The 24487-nt window shown below is 40.1% G+C and carries 26 protein-coding genes; 14 read left to right on the top strand and 12 right to left on the bottom strand.

Features of this window, described 5'->3' with window-relative positions; genetic code table 11:
- Positions 1–26 precede the first annotated feature (26 nt).
- The 3 genes from dcd to apbC all read right to left on the bottom strand — a co-directional run bounded on the left by dcd (position 27) and on the right by apbC (position 3428).
- Positions 27–596 (bottom strand): dCTP deaminase, encoded by a 570-nt coding sequence (gene dcd / locus FTV50_RS00695; RefSeq protein WP_005008040.1) that lies wholly within the window; start codon positions 594–596, stop codon positions 27–29.
- A 112-nt stretch (positions 597–708) separates the two neighbouring features.
- The gene (locus FTV50_RS00690) at positions 709–1302 is read right to left on the bottom strand and encodes a LysE family translocator (RefSeq protein WP_180023160.1); all 594 of its coding nucleotides are present in this window, start codon (positions 1300–1302) and stop codon (positions 709–711) included.
- A gap of 854 nt (positions 1303–2156) precedes the next feature.
- Entirely contained in the window at positions 2157–3428 is a 1272-nt protein-coding gene (gene apbC, locus FTV50_RS00685) for an iron-sulfur cluster carrier protein ApbC (RefSeq protein WP_180023159.1), read from the bottom strand.
- 347 nt (positions 3429–3775) lie between these two features.
- Here apbC and FTV50_RS00680 point away from each other — a divergent pair, with 347 nt between their 5' ends.
- Complete coding sequence (locus tag FTV50_RS00680; RefSeq protein ID WP_180023158.1) at positions 3776–4114, top strand: hypothetical protein; 339 nt, start codon at positions 3776–3778, stop codon at positions 4112–4114.
- A 49-nt stretch (positions 4115–4163) separates the two neighbouring features.
- Here FTV50_RS00680 and FTV50_RS00675 read toward each other — a convergent pair whose 3' ends face one another.
- A complete protein-coding gene (locus FTV50_RS00675) occupies positions 4164–4562 on the bottom strand; it encodes a hypothetical protein (RefSeq protein WP_180007518.1) in 399 nt (132 codons plus the stop codon).
- Between the two features lie 278 nt (positions 4563–4840).
- Positions 4841–5635: a hypothetical protein gene (locus FTV50_RS00670; RefSeq protein ID WP_111884911.1), complete on the bottom strand. Its 795-nt coding sequence runs from the start codon at positions 5633–5635 to the stop codon at positions 4841–4843.
- A gap of 171 nt (positions 5636–5806) precedes the next feature.
- Here FTV50_RS00670 and metG point away from each other — a divergent pair, with 171 nt between their 5' ends.
- Complete coding sequence (gene metG, locus FTV50_RS00665; RefSeq protein ID WP_180023157.1) at positions 5807–7864, top strand: methionine--tRNA ligase; 2058 nt, start codon at positions 5807–5809, stop codon at positions 7862–7864.
- A 120-nt stretch (positions 7865–7984) separates the two neighbouring features.
- Here the strand turns inward: metG and FTV50_RS00660 are convergent, their stop codons facing one another.
- Positions 7985–8767, bottom strand: a complete 783-nt coding sequence (locus FTV50_RS00660; protein ID WP_180023156.1) for a restriction endonuclease — start codon at positions 8765–8767, stop codon at positions 7985–7987.
- A gap of 333 nt (positions 8768–9100) precedes the next feature.
- Here FTV50_RS00660 and FTV50_RS00655 point away from each other — a divergent pair, with 333 nt between their 5' ends.
- Entirely contained in the window at positions 9101–9457 is a 357-nt protein-coding gene (locus FTV50_RS00655) for a hypothetical protein (protein WP_067764607.1), read from the top strand.
- 47 nt (positions 9458–9504) lie between these two features.
- Here FTV50_RS00655 and FTV50_RS00650 read toward each other — a convergent pair whose 3' ends face one another.
- The gene (locus FTV50_RS00650) at positions 9505–10128 is read right to left on the bottom strand and encodes a LysE family translocator (protein WP_078192408.1); all 624 of its coding nucleotides are present in this window, start codon (positions 10126–10128) and stop codon (positions 9505–9507) included.
- Positions 10129–10299: 171 nt separating this feature from the next.
- On the opposite strand from FTV50_RS00650, the gene FTV50_RS00645 reads away from it, so the two are divergent.
- Entirely contained in the window at positions 10300–10755 is a 456-nt protein-coding gene (locus tag FTV50_RS00645) for a DIP1984 family protein (RefSeq protein WP_180023155.1), read from the top strand.
- A 226-nt stretch (positions 10756–10981) separates the two neighbouring features.
- Here FTV50_RS00645 and FTV50_RS00640 read toward each other — a convergent pair whose 3' ends face one another.
- Positions 10982–11185: an NF038215 family lipoprotein gene (locus FTV50_RS00640; protein WP_180023154.1), complete on the bottom strand. Its 204-nt coding sequence runs from the start codon at positions 11183–11185 to the stop codon at positions 10982–10984.
- Positions 11186–11491: 306 nt separating this feature from the next.
- Between FTV50_RS00640 and FTV50_RS00635 the strand changes: the two genes are divergently transcribed.
- From FTV50_RS00635 to FTV50_RS00615, 5 genes are all read left to right on the top strand, one after another.
- Complete coding sequence (locus FTV50_RS00635) at positions 11492–12040, top strand: TetR/AcrR family transcriptional regulator (protein WP_111884906.1); 549 nt, start codon at positions 11492–11494, stop codon at positions 12038–12040.
- Between the two features lie 6 nt (positions 12041–12046).
- Positions 12047–13696, top strand: a complete 1650-nt coding sequence (locus FTV50_RS00630) for an MFS transporter (protein WP_180023153.1) — start codon at positions 12047–12049, stop codon at positions 13694–13696.
- 61 nt (positions 13697–13757) lie between these two features.
- Positions 13758–14876, top strand: a complete 1119-nt coding sequence (locus tag FTV50_RS00625; protein WP_180023152.1) for an HlyD family secretion protein — start codon at positions 13758–13760, stop codon at positions 14874–14876.
- A gap of 147 nt (positions 14877–15023) precedes the next feature.
- Complete coding sequence (locus tag FTV50_RS00620; RefSeq protein WP_180023151.1) at positions 15024–15914, top strand: 1-aminocyclopropane-1-carboxylate deaminase/D-cysteine desulfhydrase; 891 nt, start codon at positions 15024–15026, stop codon at positions 15912–15914.
- 33 nt (positions 15915–15947) lie between these two features.
- Positions 15948–17147 carry an NAD(P)/FAD-dependent oxidoreductase gene (locus FTV50_RS00615; protein WP_180023150.1) on the top strand — a complete coding sequence of 400 codons (1200 nt, stop codon included), beginning with the start codon at positions 15948–15950 and terminating at the stop codon, positions 17145–17147.
- Positions 17148–17238: 91 nt separating this feature from the next.
- On the opposite strand, the gene FTV50_RS00610 is transcribed toward FTV50_RS00615, so the two are convergent.
- The 4 genes from FTV50_RS00610 to FTV50_RS00595 all read right to left on the bottom strand — a co-directional run bounded on the left by FTV50_RS00610 (position 17239) and on the right by FTV50_RS00595 (position 20115).
- Complete coding sequence (locus FTV50_RS00610) at positions 17239–17400, bottom strand: hypothetical protein (RefSeq protein ID WP_162689753.1); 162 nt, start codon at positions 17398–17400, stop codon at positions 17239–17241.
- Positions 17401–17524: 124 nt separating this feature from the next.
- A complete protein-coding gene (locus FTV50_RS00605; protein ID WP_180023149.1) occupies positions 17525–17707 on the bottom strand; it encodes a hypothetical protein in 183 nt (60 codons plus the stop codon).
- Positions 17708–17776: 69 nt separating this feature from the next.
- Positions 17777–19555 (bottom strand): mechanosensitive ion channel, encoded by a 1779-nt coding sequence (locus FTV50_RS00600; RefSeq protein ID WP_180023148.1) that lies wholly within the window; start codon positions 19553–19555, stop codon positions 17777–17779.
- A 281-nt stretch (positions 19556–19836) separates the two neighbouring features.
- On the bottom strand, positions 19837–20115 hold the full coding sequence (locus FTV50_RS00595) for a hypothetical protein (protein WP_111884899.1): 279 nt from the start codon (positions 20113–20115) through the stop codon (positions 19837–19839).
- 360 nt (positions 20116–20475) lie between these two features.
- On the opposite strand from FTV50_RS00595, the gene FTV50_RS00590 reads away from it, so the two are divergent.
- From FTV50_RS00590 to FTV50_RS00570, 5 genes are all read left to right on the top strand, one after another.
- Positions 20476–20898: a hypothetical protein gene (locus FTV50_RS00590; RefSeq protein WP_078192409.1), complete on the top strand. Its 423-nt coding sequence runs from the start codon at positions 20476–20478 to the stop codon at positions 20896–20898.
- 337 nt (positions 20899–21235) lie between these two features.
- Positions 21236–22183, top strand: a complete 948-nt coding sequence (locus tag FTV50_RS00585; protein ID WP_180023147.1) for a transporter substrate-binding domain-containing protein — start codon at positions 21236–21238, stop codon at positions 22181–22183.
- Between the two features lie 70 nt (positions 22184–22253).
- Positions 22254–22997: an amino acid ABC transporter permease gene (locus FTV50_RS00580; protein ID WP_078191087.1), complete on the top strand. Its 744-nt coding sequence runs from the start codon at positions 22254–22256 to the stop codon at positions 22995–22997.
- Positions 22997–23680 carry an ABC transporter permease subunit gene (locus tag FTV50_RS00575; RefSeq protein ID WP_180023146.1) on the top strand — a complete coding sequence of 228 codons (684 nt, stop codon included), beginning with the start codon at positions 22997–22999 and terminating at the stop codon, positions 23678–23680. Before FTV50_RS00580 ends, FTV50_RS00575 begins: the two co-directional genes overlap by 1 nt.
- Positions 23677–24420, top strand: coding sequence for an amino acid ABC transporter ATP-binding protein (locus tag FTV50_RS00570; RefSeq protein ID WP_373683439.1), 744 nt, complete (start codon positions 23677–23679; stop codon positions 24418–24420). The genes FTV50_RS00575 and FTV50_RS00570 overlap by 4 nt, the downstream gene beginning before the upstream one ends.
- The last annotated feature ends 67 nt before the right edge of the window (positions 24421–24487 follow it).

Below are 24487 nucleotides of genomic sequence, written 5' to 3'. Positions count from 1 at the left end.
CGCTTTCTTAAACTCAATCCGAAGGATTAAGCTTTCGGTAATGTCACACCGGTTTGACCTTGGTATTTACCACCACGGTCTTTATAAGAGGTTTCACACACTTCATCTGATTCGAAGAACAACATTTGTGCGACACCTTCACCCGCGTATATACGTGCAGGTAAGTTGGTTGTATTCGAAAATTCTAAAGTCACGTGACCTTCCCACTCTGGTTCAAGAGGCGTCACATTGACAATAATACCGCAGCGAGCATAGGTCGATTTACCCAAACAAACGGTTAACACATTACGTGGAATACGGAAATATTCGACTGTCCGTGCTAGTGCAAACGAGTTCGGCGGAATGATACAAACGTCCGATTCGATATCAATAAAGCTTTTATCGTCAAAGTTTTTAGGGTCAACAATTGCTGAATGAACATTGGTAAAGACTTTAAATTCACGAGCACAGCGCACGTCATAACCATAGCTAGACACGCCATACGAAATAAGCTTTTCGCCATTTTCATCATAACGGACTTGGTTTTCTGCATACGGTTCAATCATGCCGTGTTTTTCGCTCATTTCGCGAATCCAACGATCAGACTTAATAGCCATTTATCTCTATCCAAAAACTTAAATCAATTATTGCGTGGTACTTTAACTGAAATCCGACTTAATGAAAATAAGCTTTACCGAACTAAGCGGATTTAGTCATTTTCAAATCAATTTAGAGTTTTAAAATCGCAGAATAACTCAGTGGAATCGAAAAACTGACCAAGACTAGCGATGCTGTTCGTTGTAGATTGGCTTGATTGAGCCAACTAATTTTATTCGATGCCAAAACGGAACCAAGAAAGGTCCAAAAGAATGCAATAGGAACAATCAACAACAAAAAGATCAGCATGTGAGCTACATAATACTGCGCATTTTGCCAAGCCAATGCAGGAAAAATCGCTGAAGCGAATAATAATGCTTTAGGGTTTAATAAAGTCGCAACAAAAAGTTCGCGTGCACGAATGCCCTTTTGATTAAAATTTTCAGCAACAGTTGCTGTACGCCATAATCGCATAGCCAAAAATAGAATATAGCCAGCACTAAACAATTTCAAAATGGTCGGCAATAAAGGTAGATATACGGAAATTTTACCGATGAGAAAACCCCATAGGCTAATCGAAATAAGATAACCAAAGGCTTCCGCTGGAATGAGTCGGAATGATTTACGTAGCCCAACTTGAATACCCGAAGATGCGAGTAACGTATTGGTTGGTCCCGGCGTTAACAAAATACTGATAACTAGACCAATAAAAAACCATGAAATCATACTTTGACCTCAAACTTAATCCGCGAAGATTAATTCAGTTTGCTGGACTTAGCAAAAACTTATTTTACGATGATTAATGAATTTTAGTGATAACTAATTTTTATGTTTAAATATCAAAATATTAAGCAAATATTTCAGCATATAATTAAAAAAACTACACAGTCAAAATCCTCTAAAAATCTTATATTTAACGCTGCTGTTTTTCAGAAGGACAAAAAAAGCCTGACCGAAGGCAGGCGCACTGAAAAATCAATGGTCAGTGATTAACCCACAATCGCTTTTTTAAAGTCTTTTGCAGCTTGTGCTTTTTGCGTAGCTTTTTCTTTTGCAATTTTTGCTTTCTTTTCAGCAACTTTTTGATCTGCTTTGGCTTTGGCTTTTGCAGCTTTCTCTGCTTAAGATTCAGCTGCTTTTTTCGCTTTAAGTTCTTTTTGTAGTCAATTTTGATTTTTGATCGCTGACTTTTTTGCCGCTTTCGCTTCAGATTCAGACTTTGCTTTTACCGCCTTTTGTACATCTGAATTTGCTGCGATTTTTTGTTATGCAATTTGACCCGCAACCTGTTTCGCCGTAGGAGCCGTTGTATTTGCCATTGCAGAAGCAGCGAACACAGTTGTACTCACAGCAAGAACGATATCTTCAACTAAAGTTTTCATTTGGTTAACTCATTATTTATCAAGATAATTTAATGAGTGTGATTAAGCGCTAAAATATAGGGTTACATATGTATACAATGCAACATTGTGTAAACACAACAACCAACTGACTATAAAAAAATCAAAATGGGTCTTTTTAAGAAAAAAATCTGGCACGAGGCCAGATTTAATGCGAGCAACTTAAATTTCAGTTAACCCTTAGAAAATACGGTTTTTATCTTTTTCAGCCTGAGGCAATGCATCTGCAATTTTTTGCGCAATCGCCATATAGCTTTCAGCAGCATCATCACCAGCAATCACGGACGGTTTCCCTGCATCGGCATTTTCACGAATTTGTACGTTCAGCGGTAAACGGCCTAAGAGTGGAATGTCGTATTGGGCTGAAAGTTGGTCGCCACCACCTGTGCCAAAGATTTGCTCTTCATGTCCACAGTTCGAACAGATATGCGTCGACATATTTTCAACCACGCCCATCACAGGGATGTGTACACGGTTAAACAACTCAATACCTTTGGTCGCATCCATTAATGCAACGTTTTGTGGTGTCGTCACAATCACAGCACCTGTCACTGGTATACGCTGCGCAAGCGTTAACTGAATATCACCTGTGCCTGGTGGCATATCAATGACCAATACATCCAGATCAGGCCATAAAGTTTGGTTAAAGAGCTGCATTAACGCCCCCGTCGCTTTCGGCCCACGCCAAGCCACTGGCGTATTGTTATCCCCAGTTAAGTGACCAATTGAAAGTACAGCCATACCATATGCTTCGATAGGAACAAATTGCTCAGCTTCAATCATCGGCGTGCGGCCTGCGTTACCAAGCATCGTTGGGATACTTGGACCATAGATATCGGCATCCAATACCCCAACTTTTAAACCCAGTTGTTGTAATGCAAGCGCCAAATTCACTGTGGTGGTCGATTTACCCACACCACCTTTACCAGATGACACCAAAATGACATTTTTAATGCGTGGATGTTTCGGTACATCACGCTGTTGTGGAGCCGCTTTTTGAATCGGCGGATTATTCGGATCAACTTCAGCAGGTGCTTCAGGTGTTTTCGCAGACGCATCCACAACTAGAGGTAACTGACTTTTTGCTGCTGAACTTTCAGCTTTTTCATGGCTAGAACAGCTTTCGCCTTCTGCATGATGGTGACCACAACCACCTTCAGATTTATGCCCTGTTTTTTGTTGAATCACATGCATATTCAGCTCATTAATACCGCATTTTTCCAACGCATCAGCCAAATCATCATGAATTTTTTGTAAGTCATTAGCTTCTGAAGGAAAGGTGTTAATCGTAATCTGTAAGATCTGACCTTGCACATTGACCTGTGAAATACGGTCTTTTAAGGCATTATTTGAATTGGGAAGTACATAGTTTTGTAAAACCTGTTGGATTTCCTCTTCTTTCACCTCTTGGGAGGGTGAAAACACAGATTTTAGAGAAGAAAGCCACGACATTATGTTGTCTCCAAACAGGAAAATCAAAAGATAATAGCGATAGTTTACCTGTTCATTTGCCACAGAGTAAGAGGGAGATGAATGACTTATCCCTATAAGCTTATAAAGTTGAGTAATTTAGTCAGCTTTCAAACAATTTTTCTAACGTGTGACACTTAAAAATGCACCTGCAACTGATTTTTGCCGCTAAACCAAAGCCTTTAAATTTGAATTGATTACATATCAACCATACATTTTCAGCGTAATTTCAGTTTATATTTCAGTCGGTTCAACAGAATAATCATAGCGATGGATGTGCAATCTAAAGGCACATTTTGTGCTTTTTAGTTTTTAAAATGGGGATGACGATGTATCCGAAGACTATCTATAAGAAGAATATTTATAAAACGACTTTATGTGCCTTGATGCTCCTGACTTCAGCAACCTATGCAGAAATTGCGACTGAAGCCATTCAAACACCTGACCGACAAACTGTAGCGATTGGTGATAGCATCGATCTCATGCGCTCGCGTATGCAAGCATCTCCGATGAAAATGGTGTCTTATCCGCTGCAAGAGAAAAATCTGCCTGCGAAACTAGCGGTAGATTACACCTATGAAATTGCCAATATGCGCTATGTGATTACCGTAGTCGATGATCAAGTCAAAAATATTAAGACTGAAAATTTAGATGGATTAAAACAATGAATCCTAAAAAAGCCGCTCTTGATAGAACGGCTTTTTTCATTAGACCCAATTAAGCTTGATCATCTTTTTTAAACTTATTCAGTGTGTCAGTGGCTTTCTTTTTTAACTCGTCAAATTTCTCTGTCGCCTGCACTTTTAGTTCATCAAATTTTTCGACAGCCTCATGTTTAAGTTCGGAAGCTTTGACTTTGGCTTCATCAAATTTATGACTCGCTTCTGCTTTTAACTGCTCTAGACGGTCTTTGGTTTCAGCATGCTGTTCTGCATGTTCATGTTTGGCGTCATTTAAGGTTTTTTCACCCTCAAGCTTGAGTTCTTCAACTTTATGCTTTGTACCATCGAGTGCTTTTTCACCTTCAAGCTGAGCTTCTTTGGCTTTGAGCTTTAGATCATCACCCAATTCTGACGCTTTATCTTTCAATTGATCAATTTTATTTTCAGTTGTCATCGTTCTCGCCTCTTCTCTGTTATTGTCTAACAATAGTTATAACGTGCTTTGACGGGATGACCTTAAAAATATGCATTTAGAAACAATTGAGCTACATGACGTTGCATTTATGCTTTTTGGCATAAGTTTAGGATTTAAAATTGATCCGAGTTTAAATGTATTAAATCATTGAAAAATATAAAGGCTATTTTTATTGTATTGATATTCATCAATCTAAATTAAGCAAAAGGAATAACGGTAAAGCCCCTAATCACGCACTTTACCGCTACATAAAAAGATTATTTGCTGACTGTGCTCATAAAACTAACTGCTGCAAATAACCAAATAAAGAGTACAAAGCTACGACCTTGATTGAAATGGGTAAGCTCTGTTCCATGTAAAATATTATGGCGCGTCATCGCAACTGTTGAACTGCTATCCATTTGATAAGCAGCTAATTCAGCAAAATAATGATTCAGTTCATTGGCAATTTTTGCTTTATGCCAAAGACTCTTAATTTCACTGCCTTTTAGACCGGGTACAATTTTATATACATCGACAAACTTGGTACCGCTCTGCTTTAAAAAGCCCGTTTGAATCAGTACATCCGTTAAAATGCCTTCTAACTGTGCATACAAGACAGGGATACAACCGGCATGGAAATTCAGCTTATACAGTTTAAAAGCTTCAAGTAGAACCAAACGACGTTGCGCTTTATTTTCACCAATCTCTAAGGCATCAAAGGCTTTCAACATTTCTGTCTGAAAAAACTCGGTGTTAATCGCATCGAGTAAATGAAACTGTTTTTGATCTTCATGTTGATGAAGCAGTTGCCAAAAATACAATAAATTTAAAGCATCATTCGCTACTTTCATTTCTATAGGCTGATCTAGTTCATCGGCCAAAATATCGAAATAAGGCTCATCTTGTGCCAAATGACGCAGGGTTTGAATCAGTAAGGCATGCTCATCTGCAGAAATCTGTTCTAAATATTGCTGCGCATCTTTAATAATGTGATGCCCCAATTTATGACGCTGTTCATTTTGAGGAATACGAGTGATTGGCTGATCGTCTTCATAGTCATCTTCATACATGGGCTTCTTACTCTTAAGCATCACAGTTATGCCCTATTATCACTGTAATTGTGTCAGCAATATAGATTTTTTTACTTTTGCAAAGATTTCACCTATTCCCTTGTGCAAGTACTGGCTATCTCATGTAAAATTACAGCCCATTGCATAAATACGAATGAGAGAGTCATATCCGTGCGTAATATTTTAGTTACTAACGCCCTTCCATACGCGAATGGCCCAATTCATATGGGTCATTTACTCGGTTATATCCAAGCTGATATTTGGGTTCGTGCCATGCGTGCAATGGGTCATAACGTGACTTATGTATGTGCGGATGATGCTCACGGTACAGCGATTATGCTACGTGCGGAAGCCAATGGTATTTCGCCTGAACAGCAAATTGCCAATGTGCAAAAAGAACATGAACGTGACTTTGCTGGCTTTAGAGTTGACTTTGACCATTACGACTCAACTAATAGCCCTGAAAACCAAGCACGTGCTTCTGAGATTTATATCAAAAACCGTGAAGCGGGCAACATTGCTGTACGCCCTGTGACGCAATTGTTTGACCCTGAAAAAGCAATGTTCTTGTCGGATCGTTTCATTAAAGGTACATGCCCGAAATGTAAAGCGGAAGACCAATACGGCGACTCATGTGAAGTGTGTGGTACAACATACAACGCAACTGAATTACTCAATCCAAAATCGACTTTGAGCGGTGCGACACCTGTAGAAAAATCTTCAGATCACTACTTCTTTAAACTGCCGAACTTTGGTGAATACCTGCAAAAATGGACAAGAGACGAAGGCCGTCTGCCTGTGTCAATTGCCAATAAACTTGATGAATGGTTTGAAGCAGGTTTATCGGATTGGGATATTTCTCGTGATGCACCTTACTTTGGTTTTGAAATTCCAGATGCGCCAAACAAATATTTCTACGTTTGGGTAGATGCGCCAATCGGCTATATGTCGAGCTTTGAAAACTACATCAAGACTAAACGTCCAGATTTAAGCTTTGACGATTACTGGAAAAAAGATTCGAAAAATGAAGTCTATCACTTCATTGGTAAAGACATCGTTTACTTCCACGCGTTGTTCTGGCCTGCAATGCTTGAAGGTGCAAACTACCGCACCCCAACAAGCTTATTCGTCAACGGTTTCTTGACTGTAAACGGTCAGAAGATGTCTAAATCTCGCGGTACCTTCATTAAAGCGGAAACGTATCTTGAGCATTTGAACCCTGAATACTTACGTTACTACTTCGCGTCGAAGCTTTCTGACAAAGTTGAAGATTCTGACTTAAATCTTGATGATTTCGTTCAGAAAGTAAACTCCGACCTTGTTGGTAAAGTGGTCAATATCGCAAGCCGTTGTGCCAAGTTCATAAACACCAAGTTTGATAACAACCTTTCTGCAACGTGTGCTGAACCTGAATTGGTACAAAGCTTTATTGATGCAGGCGCTTCAATCGCTGCTCAATATGAAGCACGTGAATTCTCTGCTGCAATCCGTGAAATCATGGCGCTTGCTGACAAAGCCAACCAATATATCGACGAGAAAAAGCCTTGGGCTTTAGCGAAAATTGAAGGCGAAGAACAACAAGTACATGACGTGTGTTCAGTAGGTATTAACCTATTCCGTCAATTGGCTGTGTATCTTGCGCCAGTACTTCCTACATTGGCAGCTGAAGTTCAAAGCTTCTTAAAATTAGAATCTTTCGACTTTGCTTCAGGCAAAACGATTTTAGTGGATCATGAAATTGCTCAATTCCAACCATTGATGCAACGTGTAGACCCGAAAGCGGTTGCTGCTATGGTTGATGCATCTAAAGACTCTTTAGCTGCACCCGCGGAAGCACCAAAAGCTGAGAAGAAAAAAGAGAAGAAAGCTGAAAAGAAACCTGAGCCTAAAGTCGGCGAAGCTGAAATTATCGGTATCGAAGACTTTATGAAAGTTGACTTGCGTGTGGCTGAAGTTCTTGAAGCTGCTCACGTCGAAGGTTCGGATAAACTGCTTCAATTGACTTTAAATGTTGGTGAAGCTGAACCGCGTAACGTATTTAGCGGTATCCGTGAGTTCTACCAACCTGAAGACCTTAAAGGCAAATTGGTGGTAATGGTTGCGAACCTTGCACCGCGTAAGATGCGTTTTGGTATTTCTAACGGTATGGTTTTAGCTGCGGGTAATGGCGATGGTGTTTGGGTGATTTCACCTGAATCTGGTGCTAAAGCTGGTGATAAAGTTTCTTAAGATTTAAAGTCTTAGATAAAAAAAAGCCTCTACGTTGTAGGGGCTTTTTTTATGCCTAAAAGTTCCCTCTCCTTTTAGGAGAGGGTTAGGGAGAGGTCTTCTTATAAATTTGAGATGATTTTATTCATTAGTTCTAATATTTTGAATTAATTCATATATAGCTTCTTGATCTGCTTTAGGTTCAACTAAAGATGGCTTAAAAACACCATCCATTATCATTTGATATTCAGCATTTAATAGCTTTTGATCCAACCAATTAAGATTCAAGTTTAACCATTGAACTAATTCAATAAAATCTTCTGCTAAATCATGTCCAACCTTTTCAATTAAATGTGTTCTTAAGTCAATTGAATACAAATTATTTTTAGCTTTTGTTAATACGTCAAATATTGTTAACAATAACCAAGCAACTGAGAACTTTGGAGTGTCATAAATTTCTTCTCTTAATCCATATTCTTTTCGTATAGATTTTTCATGTGAAAAATACCTTATTTCAAGTAGCCTTGCTCTTTGAATATATGTTTCTAAAATTTCATTTTGAATATAACTTTTAGTTTTAAAAATTAATTCATCTAAAGTGTAGAGTTCAATATTTGTATTTTTAGTAGCCTCTATTGCACCAGATTGGAAACCAATTTGTGAAATAATAAAACCCTTATCTGCTCCAATATCATCGACTATAGTGCGTAGGGCTAAAACTTTTTCTTTTGGAACTTTTGTTTTCCAATATTTTGCTTCTATCACCCATTTGATATTTGTACCTAAATATTTAGAAGTAACATAAATATCAATATCATGTTCGGTTCGAACACCAGTAATAGTCTCATTGGTAACAGCCTTTACTCCTAGACTACGAAAATGCTGTGCTATTTTTTCCTGAAAATCAAACCAATCTTTCGCCATTTTTTCAATTTATTAAATATGTACTTCTATAGATTATATTTTTTAATCAAACCCGCATACAAATTTTAACTCTTTCAAATATATACCTCTCCCTAACCCTCTCCTAAAAGGAGAGGGAAAATTCATTGTGACCCCAATGAAACCATTCATTCCAAACAACTAAAAGCTTTAAGCATTCACTATGCTAAAAAGAGCTAAAACTAAAATATTGACAAATCGCTCTATGAAAAAAACTACTTATTAAAATTAAAGTAAATTTAATTTATTGATATTTCACTATCTTTATATAAAATGTGCTCGCTTTTTATAATTTATTAATCTTAGGGGTACAACATGAAAAAATTATTGGTTGCAGCACTAGCAGTTTCGACAGTGGCTTTCACTGGCTGTTCAATCCGTATGGCGGATATGACTGTAGCTTCTACAAAAAACTATAATTTAAACTCAAATCAATTCGTAAAAGGTCAGCGCGTTACTGGTGAAGATAAAGTACCAGTTGTGTTATTCCCACTAGGTATTCCAAATTTCAAAACAGCAATTGACCGTGCTATCGAAAAAGACCGCTGTGCAGTTGCACTTTCAGACGTTGTTATCACTCAACTAAACCAAGCATTCCTTGTTGGTCAAATTGGCTATCGCGTTGAAGGTACACAAGTTATTGACCGTTCACAACCAGAATGCAACAAATAAAATTGCATAAAAAAGCTTCTATTCGTAGAGGCTTTTTTTTCGTTCAATCACTTCATTCCAAAAATCAGCTTTAACCCAAGCACTGTCATCACTGCCCCTGCTGCCCGATCAAAACCCGCTTTAAACTTCAAATAGACTTTACGTGGTTTTTCTGCCGATAAAGCCACAGCGACCAATGAGCACCACCCTGCATCGATAAAGAAACACAAAACAGGCAATACAAAGTAGAAATACGTCGGAATATCTTTGGGTAAAAGTGCCGTAAAAATACTGGCTAACACAATTGCAATTTTCGGATTCGACAACTGGGTAATTAAACCAGTGGTAAATGCACGACGAAGTGACATTTGCGAGCTGCTGGCATCACCTGCTTCAATCGGTTCTTTGGCATGTTTTATAATTTTAAATGCCATCCAAAGCAGATATAAACCACCACAAATTTTTAAAGCCAAATATGCAGAAGGTACAGCCAATAAAAATGCCTGCAAACCCAATACCGCTAATAGCCCAAATATTGCAGCGCCCAAACCTGTACCAAGTGCGGTAAATAAACCGTGTTTACGTGAAATTGCAATGGAATTCTTCGCCACATAAATTGACGTTGGCCCTGGGCTCATTGCACCAAGTAATAGTGCTGCCGCAATCGAGCCTAATATCCAAAATGATTCCACTATCACACCGTTTTCACTTAAATTCGTGGCAATTTTACAGATAGAATCTCTGAATTTCTCCCTATAATTTGCAGTGTTTATTTTAATTGACCAAATTTTTCACTATAAATAACTTGAATACTGCATTAATCCATCGCATGATCGCTAAAAGTACAAATTAATATCAAAACAATGAAATTAGCCGAAGCCCTACTTTTACGCAGTGACTTACAAACAAAATTGGCTTCACTGCAACAACGAATCAATAACAACGTGCTCATTCAAGAAGGTGATGCACCTAGCGAAGAACCGAATGCTTTAATTCAAGAAGCATTTGCCGTAAATACAGAACTTTATGGCTTAATTGAAAAGATTCACGCCACCAATGCACAGGCTAAAACCCGTTCTGGACGCTCCATGCTTTCAGTGCTCAATGAACGTGATTTATTGACCCAGCAGCATCGAATCTTGCAACAAGCAATTGACAGCTCACGCCGTGAAAATGGTCGTTATAGCTCAAGTGAAATCCGTTGGATTAAAACCATTGCAGTGGCAGATTTACAAAAACAGGCCGACAATATTAGTCAGCAACTTAGACAAAATAACTTAGAAATTCAGGCATCAAATTGGCAAATTGACCTGATTTAATCAATTGAACCGCGGTTCATTCCAGTTCGGGCATACTGGGCGAGTACAGAGCCTTTTTAAATGTTTGTAAGGCTTTAATCCAACAAACTAAACTGCAGAAGTAAGACGTCTACTTCAAAATGTTCACACATCTGACGTAGCACACTGCATCTGTGACTCTTTACATGTCACGTCTCACTACCGTGTACTGACAGTATGTCCACCCTATTTTTTATGCACCTATGTGCTAATCGTCATCTGCAGCGGCTTCATTGAGTGCAACATCTTCACGGGGCAATTTATAGTCATGGTCATTCACAGGGACACCGCCAATGATCATGGTGCGATGTTCATTTTGAGGACGATGCAATTCGTCAGTCGTATCACAACCCACCATCCAAAAACTGCACAGGCACAGCATAGGCAGCACAGCCCGACTTAATTTGCGCATTGGATGCCCTCCATTTTTATAATTATCTTGCTTATAAAATCAGCATAGCATTTTTGTGCAGATATTCACCTTATTTATCTGCCGATTTAGGGTCAATTGTCAGGAATTATGTCTCAACGGTCTTACGAATGCGGATGAAAATAGATGCCAATAGAAAAATATTTCCTTTTAAAATATATAATTTATTCATTTTATTAAAACTACATAAATAACAAGTTACAAAACTGCTATCGAATACGATTTTACTTCGGACACTTTTGTCCGTTTAATATCTAGATAAATTTAAAATGATGCTGTCAAAGAATAATGTCCACACGTCAACAACTCGCTGCACAAAATCGTGAAATCCTTTTAGAAGCTGCGATTGAGGTATTCCGTATTCACGGAATCAATGCGCCTTTACAACTCATCATGGATCAGGCTCAAGTTGGACGTGCGACGTTTTATCGTAATTTTAATGACCGTCGTGAGTTGGTACTCGCCTTAATGCAAGCTGCCTTGAACCGACTTGAACAGCGTGCGCTTAATTATGCACAGTTCGATGATGGATTTATTCGCCTCATTCAAGACCATATTTATAATATTCCCTATCTCACAGCCCTAATGGAATATTGGCGTGTGATCGATCGGGATGATCCTGCCATGGTTGAAATATACCAACGACGTGATGCCATTTTGCAACCGATGATTAATCAGGCCATTCAAAATGGTCGCTGTCGAGCAGACTTTAAACCGGCAGACTATGCCATGGTCACTTCCATTTTACGTGCAGCTTTACAAGGCCATACCGAAGCAGATCAGGAAAAACTCGCCAAACGTGCCGTTGAGTTTTTACTACATGGTATTTGCGGGTAATACGTCATGTCCAAACCTCCACGTTTATTGGAACCTGCTCCGGATTGGACACCCGAAGAAAAACCGACTTTGCCCGGCTCTCCTGCTGCGATTGCACATCCGACCTATAAGCGTTTTTTATACTTCTTTATCGGTTTATTTGTTGCGATCTCGGGGAGTTTAAGTAATGGATTTATCACGGCAAATCTTCCCCTTCTACAAGGTGAATATGGTTTAACGCCTTCAGAAGCGGCTTGGATTCCTGCGGCATTTGTTATGGCCAATGTCAGCTCTAATCTGATCTTATTTAAAGCCCGTCAACAATATGGACTTAGGCTATTTTCAGAAATTGGTTTGGTTTTATTTATCGCGGTGATGGTGCTGCATTTATTCGTCCATACCTATGAAATGGCAATTTTTGCACGGGTGATTAGCGGCTTACTTGCAGCTCCACTCAGTTCGCTTGGGATGTATTACATCATGCAAGCCTTTAAACGTGCTCATTTTGGTCGTGGGCTTTATCTAGCTTTGGGCTTTCAGCAGTTGGGGATTCCGCTAGCATGGATCATGTCGCCCTATCTGGTCGATGTCAACGATTGGTCTATTTTTTACACCTTTGAATTAGGTTTAGCCTTATGTTGTTTGGCGATGGTGGTCTCTCTAAAACTGCCACGAAGCCTACGTATAGAAGTGTTTGAAAAGCAAGATTTATTCACCTTTGCATTATTAGCACCCGGCTTTGCGTTGCTATGTATCGTGTTGACTCAAGGCCCGATTCTTTGGTGGTTTGAAGCTGAATGGTTGGCCTATTTACTCATCGCCGCTTTGATTCTTTTAGTTGTTGGTCTGACCTATGAACATTTTCGGGTCAATCCCCTTATTGTCACACGCTGGCTAGGAACATCGTCGACCGTGAATTTTATTATCGGTGCCTTTGCCATTCGCTTTCTCATGTCAGAACAAAGCTATGCAGCCGTGAATTTTTTGAAAACCATGGGCATGGGACCCGACCAATTCGTTTCTTTTTATACCGTTGTGCTGATCGGAATTGTCTTAGGCACAGTGTTTAGTGCCCTGACCTTTTCCAAAGAAAAAATCGTACTTCATCTACTTGGTGCAGCAGGTCTCGTGCTCTTCGCCTGTGCACTGGATTACCACCTGACCAGTGATGTACGACCGCATGATTTTTATTGGAGTCAGTTTTTGGTGGGCTTTGCCAGTGGCATGTTTATTGGCCCACTTTTACTTACAGGCATTGTCAGTGCTTTGCAAAAAGGCCCATCTCACATGGTGACGTTTATCGTGCTGTTTTCTGCAACGCAAACCTTTGGGGGATTGGTCGGATCCTCGTTCTTTTCGACCTACCAGCAAATGCGTACCCAAACCTATCAGGCACAGATTTATAATGATTTATCGCAAACCTCACCTGTAGTGGAACAGCGCCTACAACAATTGGCTCAAATTGCGCATCAATATTCTTTAGACCCCAATTTAGACCTACAACAAGCCATACGTAGCCTTAATCAAACCATCACTCGAGAAGCCCAAGTTCGAGCCTATAACGATGTGATTTTTTTAAATGGCATATTCGCCGTTTTATTGTTGCTTTGGGGTTTATTGCTGATGGGCAAAAATAAATATCAATTACGCCAACAGCAACGCACGGATAGTAGTTAGATTTCTTCGATTTACACAACATAAGCCACAGCCAAATGACCTAATCGATATTGAGAACAACATGACAGAAGACCATAAACCCACTGAGCAAGCAGCACCGCAGCAACCACAAACAGAAGCTACTATGCCTGCGCCATCGAGCAAGCTTATTTCTACGCCGCAGCGTACCTTGATTTTTATGTTGATCATCCTCTTGTTGGGGATTGCGCTGATCTTATGGGCGTGGCGGATTGGTCCATTTCATAACAGTATCGAGTCGACTGAAAATAGCTATGTCAAAGGCAAAACCACGGTGCTTTCATCACAAATTAATGGTTATGTGAAAGATGTTTTGGTGACGGATTTTGATCATGTGAAAAAAGGTCAAGTGCTTATGCATATCGATGCAACGACCTATGATCAAAAAGTCACACAGGCTGAATCTGGGGTGGAACAAGCACAGAACTCGCTTGCCAATCAAAGCCAGGCCATTGAACAACGCAGAGCAGATATTACGGCAGCCGAAGCGAAAGTGGACCAATCACGTGCGGCTTATGAATTAGCTCTTGCACAAATGACGCGCTACCAACAACTCGGCAATACTGGCGCTGCATCGAAATCAGAACAAGATAAAGCCACTGCAGACGCTAAAAATAGTTTGGCCCAACTTCATCAAGCAGAAGCCAATTTACTAGTTGCCAAAGAATCATTCAAAACTGCACAAGTTGCAGCGACAGGGCTTAAAGCGCAAGTGAATAGTGCCAAAGCACAATTTGATCAGGCAGTGACCACTAAAGACTACAGCACGATTGTGGCACCTATGGATGGTCAGCTTGGCGAAGTCAGCCCGCGTATTGGACAATATGTTGCGGCAGGCTCTCAACTGATGTATTTAATTCCACAGCAGCGCTGGGTGACTGCCAACTTTAAAGAAACGCAAATTGCAGATATGCATATTGGTCAAAAAGCGTGGTTCAGCGTCGATGGCATGAAACATCAAAAATTTTACGGCAAAGTTGAGCAAATCTCCCCTGCGGCTGGTTCTGAATTTAGTGTATTGAAACCTGACAATGCCACAGGAAATTTCACCAAAGTCGTGCAACGCATTGCCGTGAAAATTGCGATTGATCCCAATCAACAAGGTTTTGAAAACTTAAGACCCGGTATGTCTGTCGTCACCTCCGTAGATGTTGCTAGTTAGTTGATGTTGATAGTTAGCGGACGCTGGCAGTGAAGTACTATAAGCAAAGTTGAACAATACAAGATGTAAAGGATTTCATCTTCTGCACCTCCCGTTTTACAATGCCTACCTATTTGACCTCCAACCACCAAGATAACGATTACCAGCATGTTTGAATCTATCGCCCACGCCATTCCTGAGCAGACTATTCAATATCAAGGGGTTGATTTGTGTATTAAGCGTTTGGACTTGGTACACCCACAAATATCAGGCAATAAATTTTATAAACTCAAATATAATTTTATTGAGGCGCAGAAATTAGGGTTTAAACAGGTGCTTAGCTTTGGCGGTGCTTATTCAAATCACATTGCAGCCACTGCATATGCTGCACATTTATTTGGATTCGGCAGTTTAGGCATCATCCGTGGGGAGGAATTACAACATCAAGCCCGAAATCCTACTTTAGCCACCGCCGAACAGTTTGGTATGCAGCTCAGTTTTGTTACACGCCAAAAGTATCGAGAACAGAAACAAGTAGACGCTTTAGCGCAATTACAACAGCAATATCCCGAACATTATGTCATTCCTGAAGGTGGAACTAATGGATTGGCTATCCGTGGCTGTACGGAAATCTTAAGCCATGAAAATCAAAAAAATTTTGATCTCATCTGCTGTGCCGTCGGTACAGGTGGAACCATAACGGGCTTGATCGAAGCCAGTGCGAAACATCAACATGTTCTTGGTTTTTCTGCCCTCAAAGGCAATTTTCTTTGCGACGATGTTGCTCAGTTGACGCAGAAAACCAATTGGAACATCAGTGATGAATTTTGCTGTGGCGGCTATGCCAAAATAACGCCGGAACTATTACAGTTTATGCATGACTTTGAACAACGCTATGCGATCCCATTAGAACAGGTTTATACGGCTAAAATGCTGCGAGGTATTTTCAGCATGATTGAGCGGGGTCAAATTACAAGCCATCAGCGTGTTTTAGTGATCCATACTGGTGGCCTACAAGGTCGCCTGAAAGGTTCAACCGAAGCGCTAAAAAGCGTATAATCCTGCGTCCTTTCTTCCACGCGGAAACTTACCATGTCGCAAAATCAATATGATGTCCTTGTTTTAGGTGCTGGTGCATCAGGCTTAATGACGGCATATAAAGCGGCGCAGCGTGGACGCAAAGTTTTGGTGGTTGAAAAAGCCAATAAAGTTGGCAAAAAGATCCTGATGTCTGGTGGTGGTAAATGTAATTTCACCAATTTGTATGTCGAACCAGAAAATTATATTTCACATAATCCGCACTTTGTTATTTCGGCATTAACTCGCTATACCAACTGGGACTTCATTGGTATGGTCTGCGAATATGGCATTGAGTACGAAGAGCGCAAACATGGGCAGTTATTTACCCAAAATGGTGCAAAAGAAATTCTCGCCATGCTATTGGCAGAATGTGACAAAACAGGCTTGGTAGATATTAAAACCAACTGTGAAGTAAAAGCAGTCAATGCCTTACCTGAACAAGGCTTTCAAGTGGCAACCAATCTAGGCTTTTTTGAAGCAGAATCGGTGGTTATTGCCACTGGTGGTCTGTCCATTCCAACGTTAGGTGGTTCAGGAATTGGCTATGAGATTGCCAAACAATTTGGTCATTTTGTCTACCCCACTCGTGCAGGCTTAGTACCCTTCACTTTCTCCGATAGTTTTAAAGAAGTCACCACACGCTTGAGCGGCAATGCTGTTGAAGCGACGTTATCGAATGAGTTAAATAGTTTTACTGAGGCTTTACTCTTTACTCACCGTGGTTTAAGTGGCCCAAGCTCATTGCAGCTTTCAAACTACTGGGATGTCGGTCAACGCTTTAACATCAATTTCCTTCCAGCTTTAGATGTTTTAGATTTCCTCAAATCTAAGAAATCTAGTCAACCAAAAGTGTTACTGCGCACACTGTTCAATGAACACTTACCGAAAAGTGTAGTTATAGAATTACAAAATCTGATTTGGCCTGAACAAGCTGAATTAGCCATTGGCAATATCAGTGATGAAAAACTAGAACTCATTGCAAGCCGTCTGGAAAGCTTTGAAGTGAAGCCATCAGGCACTGAAGGTTACCGTACTGCTGAAGTTACACTCGGTGGTGTCGATACCACTGAAATCTCATCAAAAACCATGGAAAGTAAAAAGCAGAAAGGTTTGTACTTTATTGGTGAAGTGCTCGATGTAACAGGTCATTTAGGTGGATACAACTTCCAATGGGCATGGGCTTCTGCGCATGCAGCTTCTGAATACGTCTGATCTCGACAAGAATTAATTAAACATAACCTGCAGATGATCTCTGCATAAAAAAGGGCTGATTCATTCAGCCCTTTTTCTTATCCGATCTGATTTATTCAAGATAGTCAGTTTTAAATAATGATACCGACGACGTCGAAGTTCGTTGAATCGTCAAATCCATTTTTTCAACGGCAACTGAAATATGTTGTGGTTGCACGCTTGCGGTTTGTTTGAGTGTCGATACTAAAGTATTGAGCATTGAAATTACCCCCATTTTGCCATTCCTTTGCACGGATCATAAGTGTCATTCATGACAGCAATATGAATCCTAAGTTTTTATATTTTAAGTAATATTCCATATATCACTATTACTTAAAATACCAATTTTCGAGTAAATTTCAATCATTTTTTTTAGACTGATTGGTATAATTTTTTTCACTGTTTGGCGGTGATTGTTCTGTCTGCTCCAAATCAGTGCGTTTTGATTTTGCAAAAATAAAGTGTCGTGCACTCGCCAAAAAACCAACTGTGATCCCTGCAATAATCACTGGGGCTAAAAATTTATTCGGTGTTTTTGCCATACAAATATTCCTTATAAAGCATTAAAATCGACCACATAAACGTGGCCGATTTTTTAAAGACAGAATAGTTTAATTTGGATCATCTGGTTTTGGCGGGGTTACAGGTGCCGAAGGTGCATCGACCTGTTTTTCAGCCTCGCCTGTCGATCCAAATGGATTATTTTGTGGTTGATCACTTGGATTTACATCCAACCGATCTGGTGTAGCAGTTTCTTTTTCACTGACGCCCGGAGCAGCTTGCTGAATGTTTGGATAGCCATCATCGGTTTTCACTTCAGAAGTCATCACAGATGTTGATGGCGTTGGACTCGCTACAGACGATGTAGGTGTATTAAAGGTGGTTTTCGCCTTTGCCTGCTCCTGTACTGGATTCGGTTCATTGGCTTCGCGTTTCGCTTTATCGATAAGATCTGATAACAATCGTTCCGCCGGATTGCGACCACCTAAACCAAAGGCCAAAGCGAAAGCAACTGCAACCGCACCGAGGGTTAAACCAAAGGCCAAATTCACGATCGAGTCAGCAATACCCATGGCACGCAAGCCCATGGCTACAACCAAGCCCATAATCAGCACACGGACCAAATTACCTAACCAACGTGAACTGTTATATTCCCCTCGTTGCACCACATTTGCCACAATATTGGCAAGCCAGAAACCCACCACCAAGATTACAGCACCAAGTAAAATACTTGCACCGAACTGGATAAACATAGCAATAAGGGCACTGATTTGCTCAAAGCCTAAACGGTTAGCAGCTTCAGATACCGCAAATAACATGGTGAAAAATACAATGAGGCAACCGACAACATCCGACACTTTGGTTTTGCCCAAAAAGCGTTGAATGTCTAATTTTTCTGGCACAGTATCAACACCTGTACCCGAGATCACATCCACAACTACACGCGCTACAAAGCGTGACACCACATAGGCCAAGATTAAGATTAAACCTGCGGCAATAATATTCGGTATCGCATACATGATCTCATGTAACATGGCTGTTGCAGGCTGAGAAATCGCCTCGATACCAAGTGCTTCGAAAGCCACAATTAATGCAGTGATAATGACTATAGCAAAGACAAAATTACCCAAAACTTGAGCAAGTTTTGCGTTTTTAAACATGCCCACTTTTTCGACTTGCTGCTGCAAACTCAAACTGTTCACCAAACCTTCCACGATGCCTCGTACAATCTTCGCCAAGATATAACCAACAAAGACGATGACACCGGCAATAAAGATATTGGGAAGATAAGAAACAACTTCAGTGACCATATTTTGGATTGGGAACAAGAGACCGTTTAAACCCAAGATCGATAAAACAATCGGTAGGAAAAGTAACAAGATTAGCCAATACACTATTTCACTGATATTTTGACTGATTGGGCTGACGCCAACCTCAGAACTGAGTTTTTCATCGAGTTGGGTTTTATCCAGCAGTTTCTTTGAACCGACTTTGACCAAACTTGCCACGATCCAACCAATAAAACCTACAGCTACCGCAGCCAAAAGCTGTGGAATAAATAACAAGAACTGCTGAATCATATTACTGAATGGGCCGCTGACACTGGTCAAATTCAGCACATTGAGTGCACCAATGACGGCAATGATCAAAATAATCCAGAACACAACTCTGGAGACTATATTTTCAACATTGGAACGGTGCCCAGTTGCATTTGAAAGTTTTTGATTTGTACCTAATTTTTGCAGAACTTTTTTGACGCCAGCAGCAACCAATAAAGCAATGACCCAACCTATCAGGAGAATTGCTACTGCACTTAAAATGGGGTGAAACTGTTCCCAATAATACATGGCATCAAAACGGCCACGTGGACCACCCAGATAATCATTCATACGTTCGCCCTCATTGTTATACATGATCTGTTGTTATGTGCATTTTTACGTATGCCGCGTATCACACAGCATTAGTGCTTTGAACTTAAGCTTTCTTTTCCACCTTAGTTTTTGTGTATTTTTTAATCAACCAAAGTATGCATAACTCCAACAAAAGCTCACAATTGAATGTAAAAAAGCCTTGGGACAACCAAGGCTTTATTTATGTCACTCTGAAGAGATACTTAAGGTTCAGATCTTGCACTCATGTAACTCTGACTCATGTTTATCATCAATTATTATCAACGATCTGTCGCAGTTGCAGTATTTGAATCATTAGCAACAGCTTCATCCCCAGCTGTACCGCTAGTCGTATCATTGGCTGTCGCAGTTTGTGCATTGGGTGCAGGATGATCAGGCGGTGCATCCGAAGCAGAAGGTTTCATATCTGCAAACATATAAAATAATAATGCGATTAAAAAGATACCCACTAAGATCAGTATGTACACAGGGATACGTTTTTTTTGTGTTGTTTCTTCCGTACTGGTGGTATGGGGTGGTTTATTAAAATCGTGTGTCATATTCCCCTCGCTATTTTGTTGTTCATAGTTGAATTTTTATACTAGCAATACAATATCCTGTATTGTGTGAAGAACAATTACAATCAGTGAAAACGTGTAACTTGAATGATAAATCTCGAATGATAAGTTTAATAAATATACTTTCCTTTGGAGCTAGATGAGTTATTTTCAAATATAAATCAATATATAAGGGCGCAAATATCGGGCAAAGATTTAAGTGCAATATTTAAATCTAAAGCATTTTTTATTGTATGACCTCTTACAAAATAAATGCTTTTTTGAGCCCGGTGGAATTATCTGCTTTTGATGAATGAAATGAGCTATAATCATGCACCTTATTTTTCACCTGTTATCAAATCTATGGCGTACCATCAACAAGGTGTAACGCTTGATCTTGACACTGACGTCACTCATCAATGTTCCCTTCATTACACTCGCGATCAACATCTTATTGGCATTATTGAATTTAGTAAGCCAAGTTATGTGTTGAAATGGGGTGATTTGGAATATTTTCGCCGACGTACTGAAGAGTTTTCAGTGATGCCATTCCCTGAATGCATCAATGCGATGGTGATTGATATTCGAAATATTGCGGCTTTTTTAGATAATGAAGTGCCTATTATTCCTTGGCGCTTGCTCGAAGAAGAATGTCCGATTCGCTTAGTTGTTCCCCAAGATCGACTGGAGCATTATGCTGGCTTTTTTGAACCGACTTGGTTGACTGCTGACGTAGACACAGCGATTCAAGAAATTCGTGAATTTATGGATATGTTTGTACATTAATACAGAGATTAAACTAAAGTTTAATCCCGAAAACCTCCATTTGGAGGTTTTTTTATGCCCTTTTATTTTAATTATTTATTTCACAATAAAATTAAATTATCTTATATTCAATAACTTATAGCAAACCTTCTTATAAAAAATGTTCATAACTTATCCCATCTCTTAGTAACAATTCGGCAATAAATTTTGCTTGAGCCTTGCTCGATTTATCACCTAAGATGTAGAAAATGATCTCTTTTTTATTGTTGAAACATTCTTAAAAACAAAGCAATAAAATCTAACGAGAAACAAGATCATAAAAAGTAGATATTAAATCAGGGTAAAAGGAGTTTTAACGATGACGTCAAAAAAACATTTAGCAACTTTGTTCTGTGCAAGTGCGCTCACTTTAGGGCTTAGCGCATGTAGTGACAATAAAGCACCTACAACGGATAAAGCTGCAGGAAGTGAAGCTGCTGTTTCTGACTCAGGGACTTTAGATAAGATCAAAAAATCCGGCACGATTGTATTAGGCTATCGCGATTCATCGATTCCATTTTCATATATCGCAGATAATCCAAACCAACCTGTAGGTTATGCACACGATCTTCAATTAAAAGTCGTTGAGGCGGTTAAAAAGCAATTAAATCTTCCCGAATTAAAAGTCCGTTATAACTTAGTGACTAGCCAAAACCGTATTCCATTGGTTTCTAATGGCACCGTCGACTTAGAGTGTGGTTCTACCACCAACAATAAAGAACGCCAACAACAAGTAGATTTCTCAACAGGTTTCTTTGAAGTGGGTTCACGCTTACTTACTGCAAAAGACTCTGGGGTTAAAGACTTTGCTGACCTAAAAGGCAAAAAATTAGTCACCACAGCAGGGACTACATCTGAGCGTTACATTCGTCAACATGAAAAAGAGTTAGGTATTGGTGAAGTCATTTCTGCCAAAGACCATGCTGAGTCTTTCCTCATGCTACAAAATGGTCGTGCAGCAGCATTTATGATGGATGATATTTTGCTGGCAGGTGAAAAATCGAAAGCCAAAGATCCTAATAAATGGGAAATCGTGGGTACAGCACCGATTCATGAAATCTATGGTTGTATGATGCGTAAAGGCGATACTGGCTTTAAACAAGTGGTTGATGATGCAATCAAAGCAACTTATAGCTCTGGTGAAATCAATGACATGTATAAAAAATGGTTCCAAACGCCAATTCCACCAAAAAATATCAATCTAAATTTCCCGATGTCTGATCAATTAAAAGCATTGATTAGTAATCCACATGACCGTGACGAATAACTTTCCCTAAACATTCTAAAGATGCTTAAGCCAAACGGATTTTGGCTTAAGCTCATTATAGGGAGTTCCTATGAATTATAGCTGGAATTGGGGTGTGCTGTTCCAATCTACAGGTGTAGGTGATTCAACCTACCTGAATTGGATTTTAATTGGGATCGGCTGGCTGTTTGTCATCGCTTTGGTGGCATGGAGCATTGCGATGGTGCTCGGCAGCATCTTGGGTATTATGCGTACCCTACCGAGTCCTGTAGCACGAGGTATTGGTACGGCCTACGTGACTATTTTCCGGAATGTACCCTTATTGATTCAACTGTTTATATGGTTCTATGTTGTACCCAACTTCCTCCCTGCTGCGATTAAAAGCTGGTGGATGAATGACCTTGGGGCAAATACGACCGCCTTAATTTCCGCAAGTGTCGGCTTGGGTCTTTTTACAGCTGCACGGGTCTGTGAGCAAGTCAGGACAGGTATTGAAGCGCTTCCTTTGGGGCAAACCAATGCAGGTTATGCCATGGGATTTAGCACGGCTCAACTATACCGCTATGTGATCTTACCGCAGTCGTTCCGCACGATTTTGCCACCTCTCAGCTCTGAGTTGACCAACTGTGTCAAAAACACCTCAGTTGCGTCTTTGGTCGGTGTTGCAGAAATCATTTCACAGATGAAAACCATCAGTGAATACACGCAAAACACCATCGAAATTTATACCTACGTCACCATTATTTTCATCGTGATCAACATCTGTTTAATTGGTTTCATGAATTTTCTGGAAAAACGCCTACGCGTTCCTGGCTTAATTGCAGGAGATAAATAATGGAATGGCTCACTTCTTTTATTCAAGACCTCCAAGCGTCTGGCCCTGCGCTATGGCATGGTTTCAGTATCACACTCAAAGTGGTGATCACGGCAACCATTGGTGGTGTCTTTATTGGGACTTTATTGGCGTTGATGCGCCTGTCCTCGATTAAGGCATTTAATATTTTTGCTAAAGGCTATGTGAACCTCTTTCGTTCTATTCCTTTGCTCTTGGTGCTGATGTGGTTCTACTTTGCAGTACCCTTTATCTACACAGGAATCACCGGTAACTATCTAACGATTGATACTGCCCTTGTGTCGAGTATCGTGGCCTTCATGCTATTTGAAGCAGCTTACTTTTCAGAGATTGTCCGTGCAGGGATTCAATCAATTCCTAAAGGTCAAACTTCTGCAGCTTATGCTCTCGGTATGAGCTATAGCCAAGCGATGCGCTTAATTATTTTGCCGCAATCTTTTCGCAAAATGACGCCACTGCTTTTACAGCAAACCATCATTCTGTTCCAAGATTCAACCATGGTTTATGCCATCGGACTGTTAGACTTTTTCCGCACCAACTATGTTCGAGGCGACCTCATGTCATTGTTAACTCAATACATTCTGTTTGCCGGTCTGGTGTATTTCACTATTAGTATGATCGCTACCTATGCAGTTAAAAAATTACAACGGAGGTTAAGTGTATGACCGATCAAAAAACGATGATTGACCTCCAAAATGTCAGTAAATGGTATAAAGATTTTCAAGTGCTTACCGATTGCACGACTCAAATTAAACAAGGTGAAGTGGTTGTAGTGTGTGGACCTTCAGGTTCAGGTAAATCAACGCTCATTAAAACCGTTAATGGACTTGAGCCTTTTCAGGCCGGTACGATTTTAGTCGACGGTATTTCCATTAATGACCCAAAAACCGATTTAAATAAATTGCGTAGTCGTGTCGGCATGGTGTTCCAGCACTTTGAATTGTTTCCACATTTATCCATTACCGAAAACCTGACCATTGCGCAGGTTAAAGTCTTGGGTCGATCAGAAGCCGAAGCCAAGAAAAAAGGTTTGGCTTATTTAGACCGTGTGGGTTTAAGTGCGCATGCCGCTAAATTCCCTGCACAGTTATCAGGTGGACAACAACAACGTGTTGCGATTGCACGTGCGCTCAGTATGGACCCGATTGCCATGCTGTTTGATGAACCGACTTCGGCACTTGATCCAGAGATGATTAACGAAGTGCTTGATGTGATGGTGGGTCTTGCCAAAGAAGGTATGACCATGATGTGTGTAACCCATGAGATGGGCTTCGCGCGTCAGGTTGCGGACCGTGTGATCTTTATGGATCAAGGAAAAATTATGGAAGACTGCAGTAAAGATGATTTCTTTAATGCCCCTCGTGGTGAACGAGCGCAGCAGTTCTTAAATAAAATTCTGCATTAACAACAAAACGTATTTAATTTCCGAAAATAAAAAAGCTCATCCATCGATGAGCTTTTTTTCATGGCAG

The organism is Acinetobacter sp. YH1901134, from assembly GCF_013416965.1.
GTDB lineage: Bacteria > Pseudomonadota > Gammaproteobacteria > Pseudomonadales > Moraxellaceae > Acinetobacter > Acinetobacter amyesii.
The sequence above is the reverse complement of the archived record's forward strand: the minus strand, read 5'-3'. Positions and strand labels throughout refer to the sequence as shown.

What these genes read in the sequence shown, in the direction of transcription:
- dcd (WP_005008040.1), bottom strand. Translation starts at nt 596, where the DNA reads ATGGCTATTAAGTCTGATCGTTGGATTCGCGAAATGAGCGAAAAACAC.
- FTV50_RS00690 (WP_180023160.1), bottom strand. Translation starts at nt 1,302, where the DNA reads ATGATTTCATGGTTTTTTATTGGTCTAGTTATCAGTATTTTGTTAACG.
- apbC (WP_180023159.1), bottom strand. Translation starts at nt 3,428, where the DNA reads ATGTCGTGGCTTTCTTCTCTAAAATCTGTGTTTTCACCCTCCCAAGAG.
- FTV50_RS00680 (WP_180023158.1), top strand. Translation starts at nt 3,776, where the DNA reads ATGTATCCGAAGACTATCTATAAGAAGAATATTTATAAAACGACTTTA.
- FTV50_RS00675 (WP_180007518.1), bottom strand. Translation starts at nt 4,562, where the DNA reads ATGACAACTGAAAATAAAATTGATCAATTGAAAGATAAAGCGTCAGAA.
- FTV50_RS00670 (WP_111884911.1), bottom strand. Translation starts at nt 5,635, where the DNA reads ATGTATGAAGATGACTATGAAGACGATCAGCCAATCACTCGTATTCCT.
- FTV50_RS00660 (WP_180023156.1), bottom strand. Translation starts at nt 8,767, where the DNA reads ATGGCGAAAGATTGGTTTGATTTTCAGGAAAAAATAGCACAGCATTTT.
- FTV50_RS00655 (WP_067764607.1), top strand. Translation starts at nt 9,101, where the DNA reads ATGAAAAAATTATTGGTTGCAGCACTAGCAGTTTCGACAGTGGCTTTC.
- FTV50_RS00645 (WP_180023155.1), top strand. Translation starts at nt 10,300, where the DNA reads ATGAAATTAGCCGAAGCCCTACTTTTACGCAGTGACTTACAAACAAAA.
- FTV50_RS00640 (WP_180023154.1), bottom strand. Translation starts at nt 11,185, where the DNA reads ATGCGCAAATTAAGTCGGGCTGTGCTGCCTATGCTGTGCCTGTGCAGT.
- FTV50_RS00635 (WP_111884906.1), top strand. Translation starts at nt 11,492, where the DNA reads ATGTCCACACGTCAACAACTCGCTGCACAAAATCGTGAAATCCTTTTA.
- FTV50_RS00630 (WP_180023153.1), top strand. Translation starts at nt 12,047, where the DNA reads ATGTCCAAACCTCCACGTTTATTGGAACCTGCTCCGGATTGGACACCC.
- FTV50_RS00625 (WP_180023152.1), top strand. Translation starts at nt 13,758, where the DNA reads ATGACAGAAGACCATAAACCCACTGAGCAAGCAGCACCGCAGCAACCA.
- FTV50_RS00620 (WP_180023151.1), top strand. Translation starts at nt 15,024, where the DNA reads ATGTTTGAATCTATCGCCCACGCCATTCCTGAGCAGACTATTCAATAT.
- FTV50_RS00615 (WP_180023150.1), top strand. Translation starts at nt 15,948, where the DNA reads ATGTCGCAAAATCAATATGATGTCCTTGTTTTAGGTGCTGGTGCATCA.
- FTV50_RS00610 (WP_162689753.1), bottom strand. Translation starts at nt 17,400, where the DNA reads ATGGGGGTAATTTCAATGCTCAATACTTTAGTATCGACACTCAAACAA.
- FTV50_RS00605 (WP_180023149.1), bottom strand. Translation starts at nt 17,707, where the DNA reads ATGGCAAAAACACCGAATAAATTTTTAGCCCCAGTGATTATTGCAGGG.
- FTV50_RS00600 (WP_180023148.1), bottom strand. Translation starts at nt 19,555, where the DNA reads ATGAATGATTATCTGGGTGGTCCACGTGGCCGTTTTGATGCCATGTAT.
- FTV50_RS00595 (WP_111884899.1), bottom strand. Translation starts at nt 20,115, where the DNA reads ATGACACACGATTTTAATAAACCACCCCATACCACCAGTACGGAAGAA.
- FTV50_RS00590 (WP_078192409.1), top strand. Translation starts at nt 20,476, where the DNA reads ATGGCGTACCATCAACAAGGTGTAACGCTTGATCTTGACACTGACGTC.
- FTV50_RS00585 (WP_180023147.1), top strand. Translation starts at nt 21,236, where the DNA reads ATGACGTCAAAAAAACATTTAGCAACTTTGTTCTGTGCAAGTGCGCTC.
- FTV50_RS00580 (WP_078191087.1), top strand. Translation starts at nt 22,254, where the DNA reads ATGAATTATAGCTGGAATTGGGGTGTGCTGTTCCAATCTACAGGTGTA.
- FTV50_RS00575 (WP_180023146.1), top strand. Translation starts at nt 22,997, where the DNA reads ATGGAATGGCTCACTTCTTTTATTCAAGACCTCCAAGCGTCTGGCCCT.
- FTV50_RS00570 (WP_373683439.1), top strand. Translation starts at nt 23,677, where the DNA reads ATGACCGATCAAAAAACGATGATTGACCTCCAAAATGTCAGTAAATGG.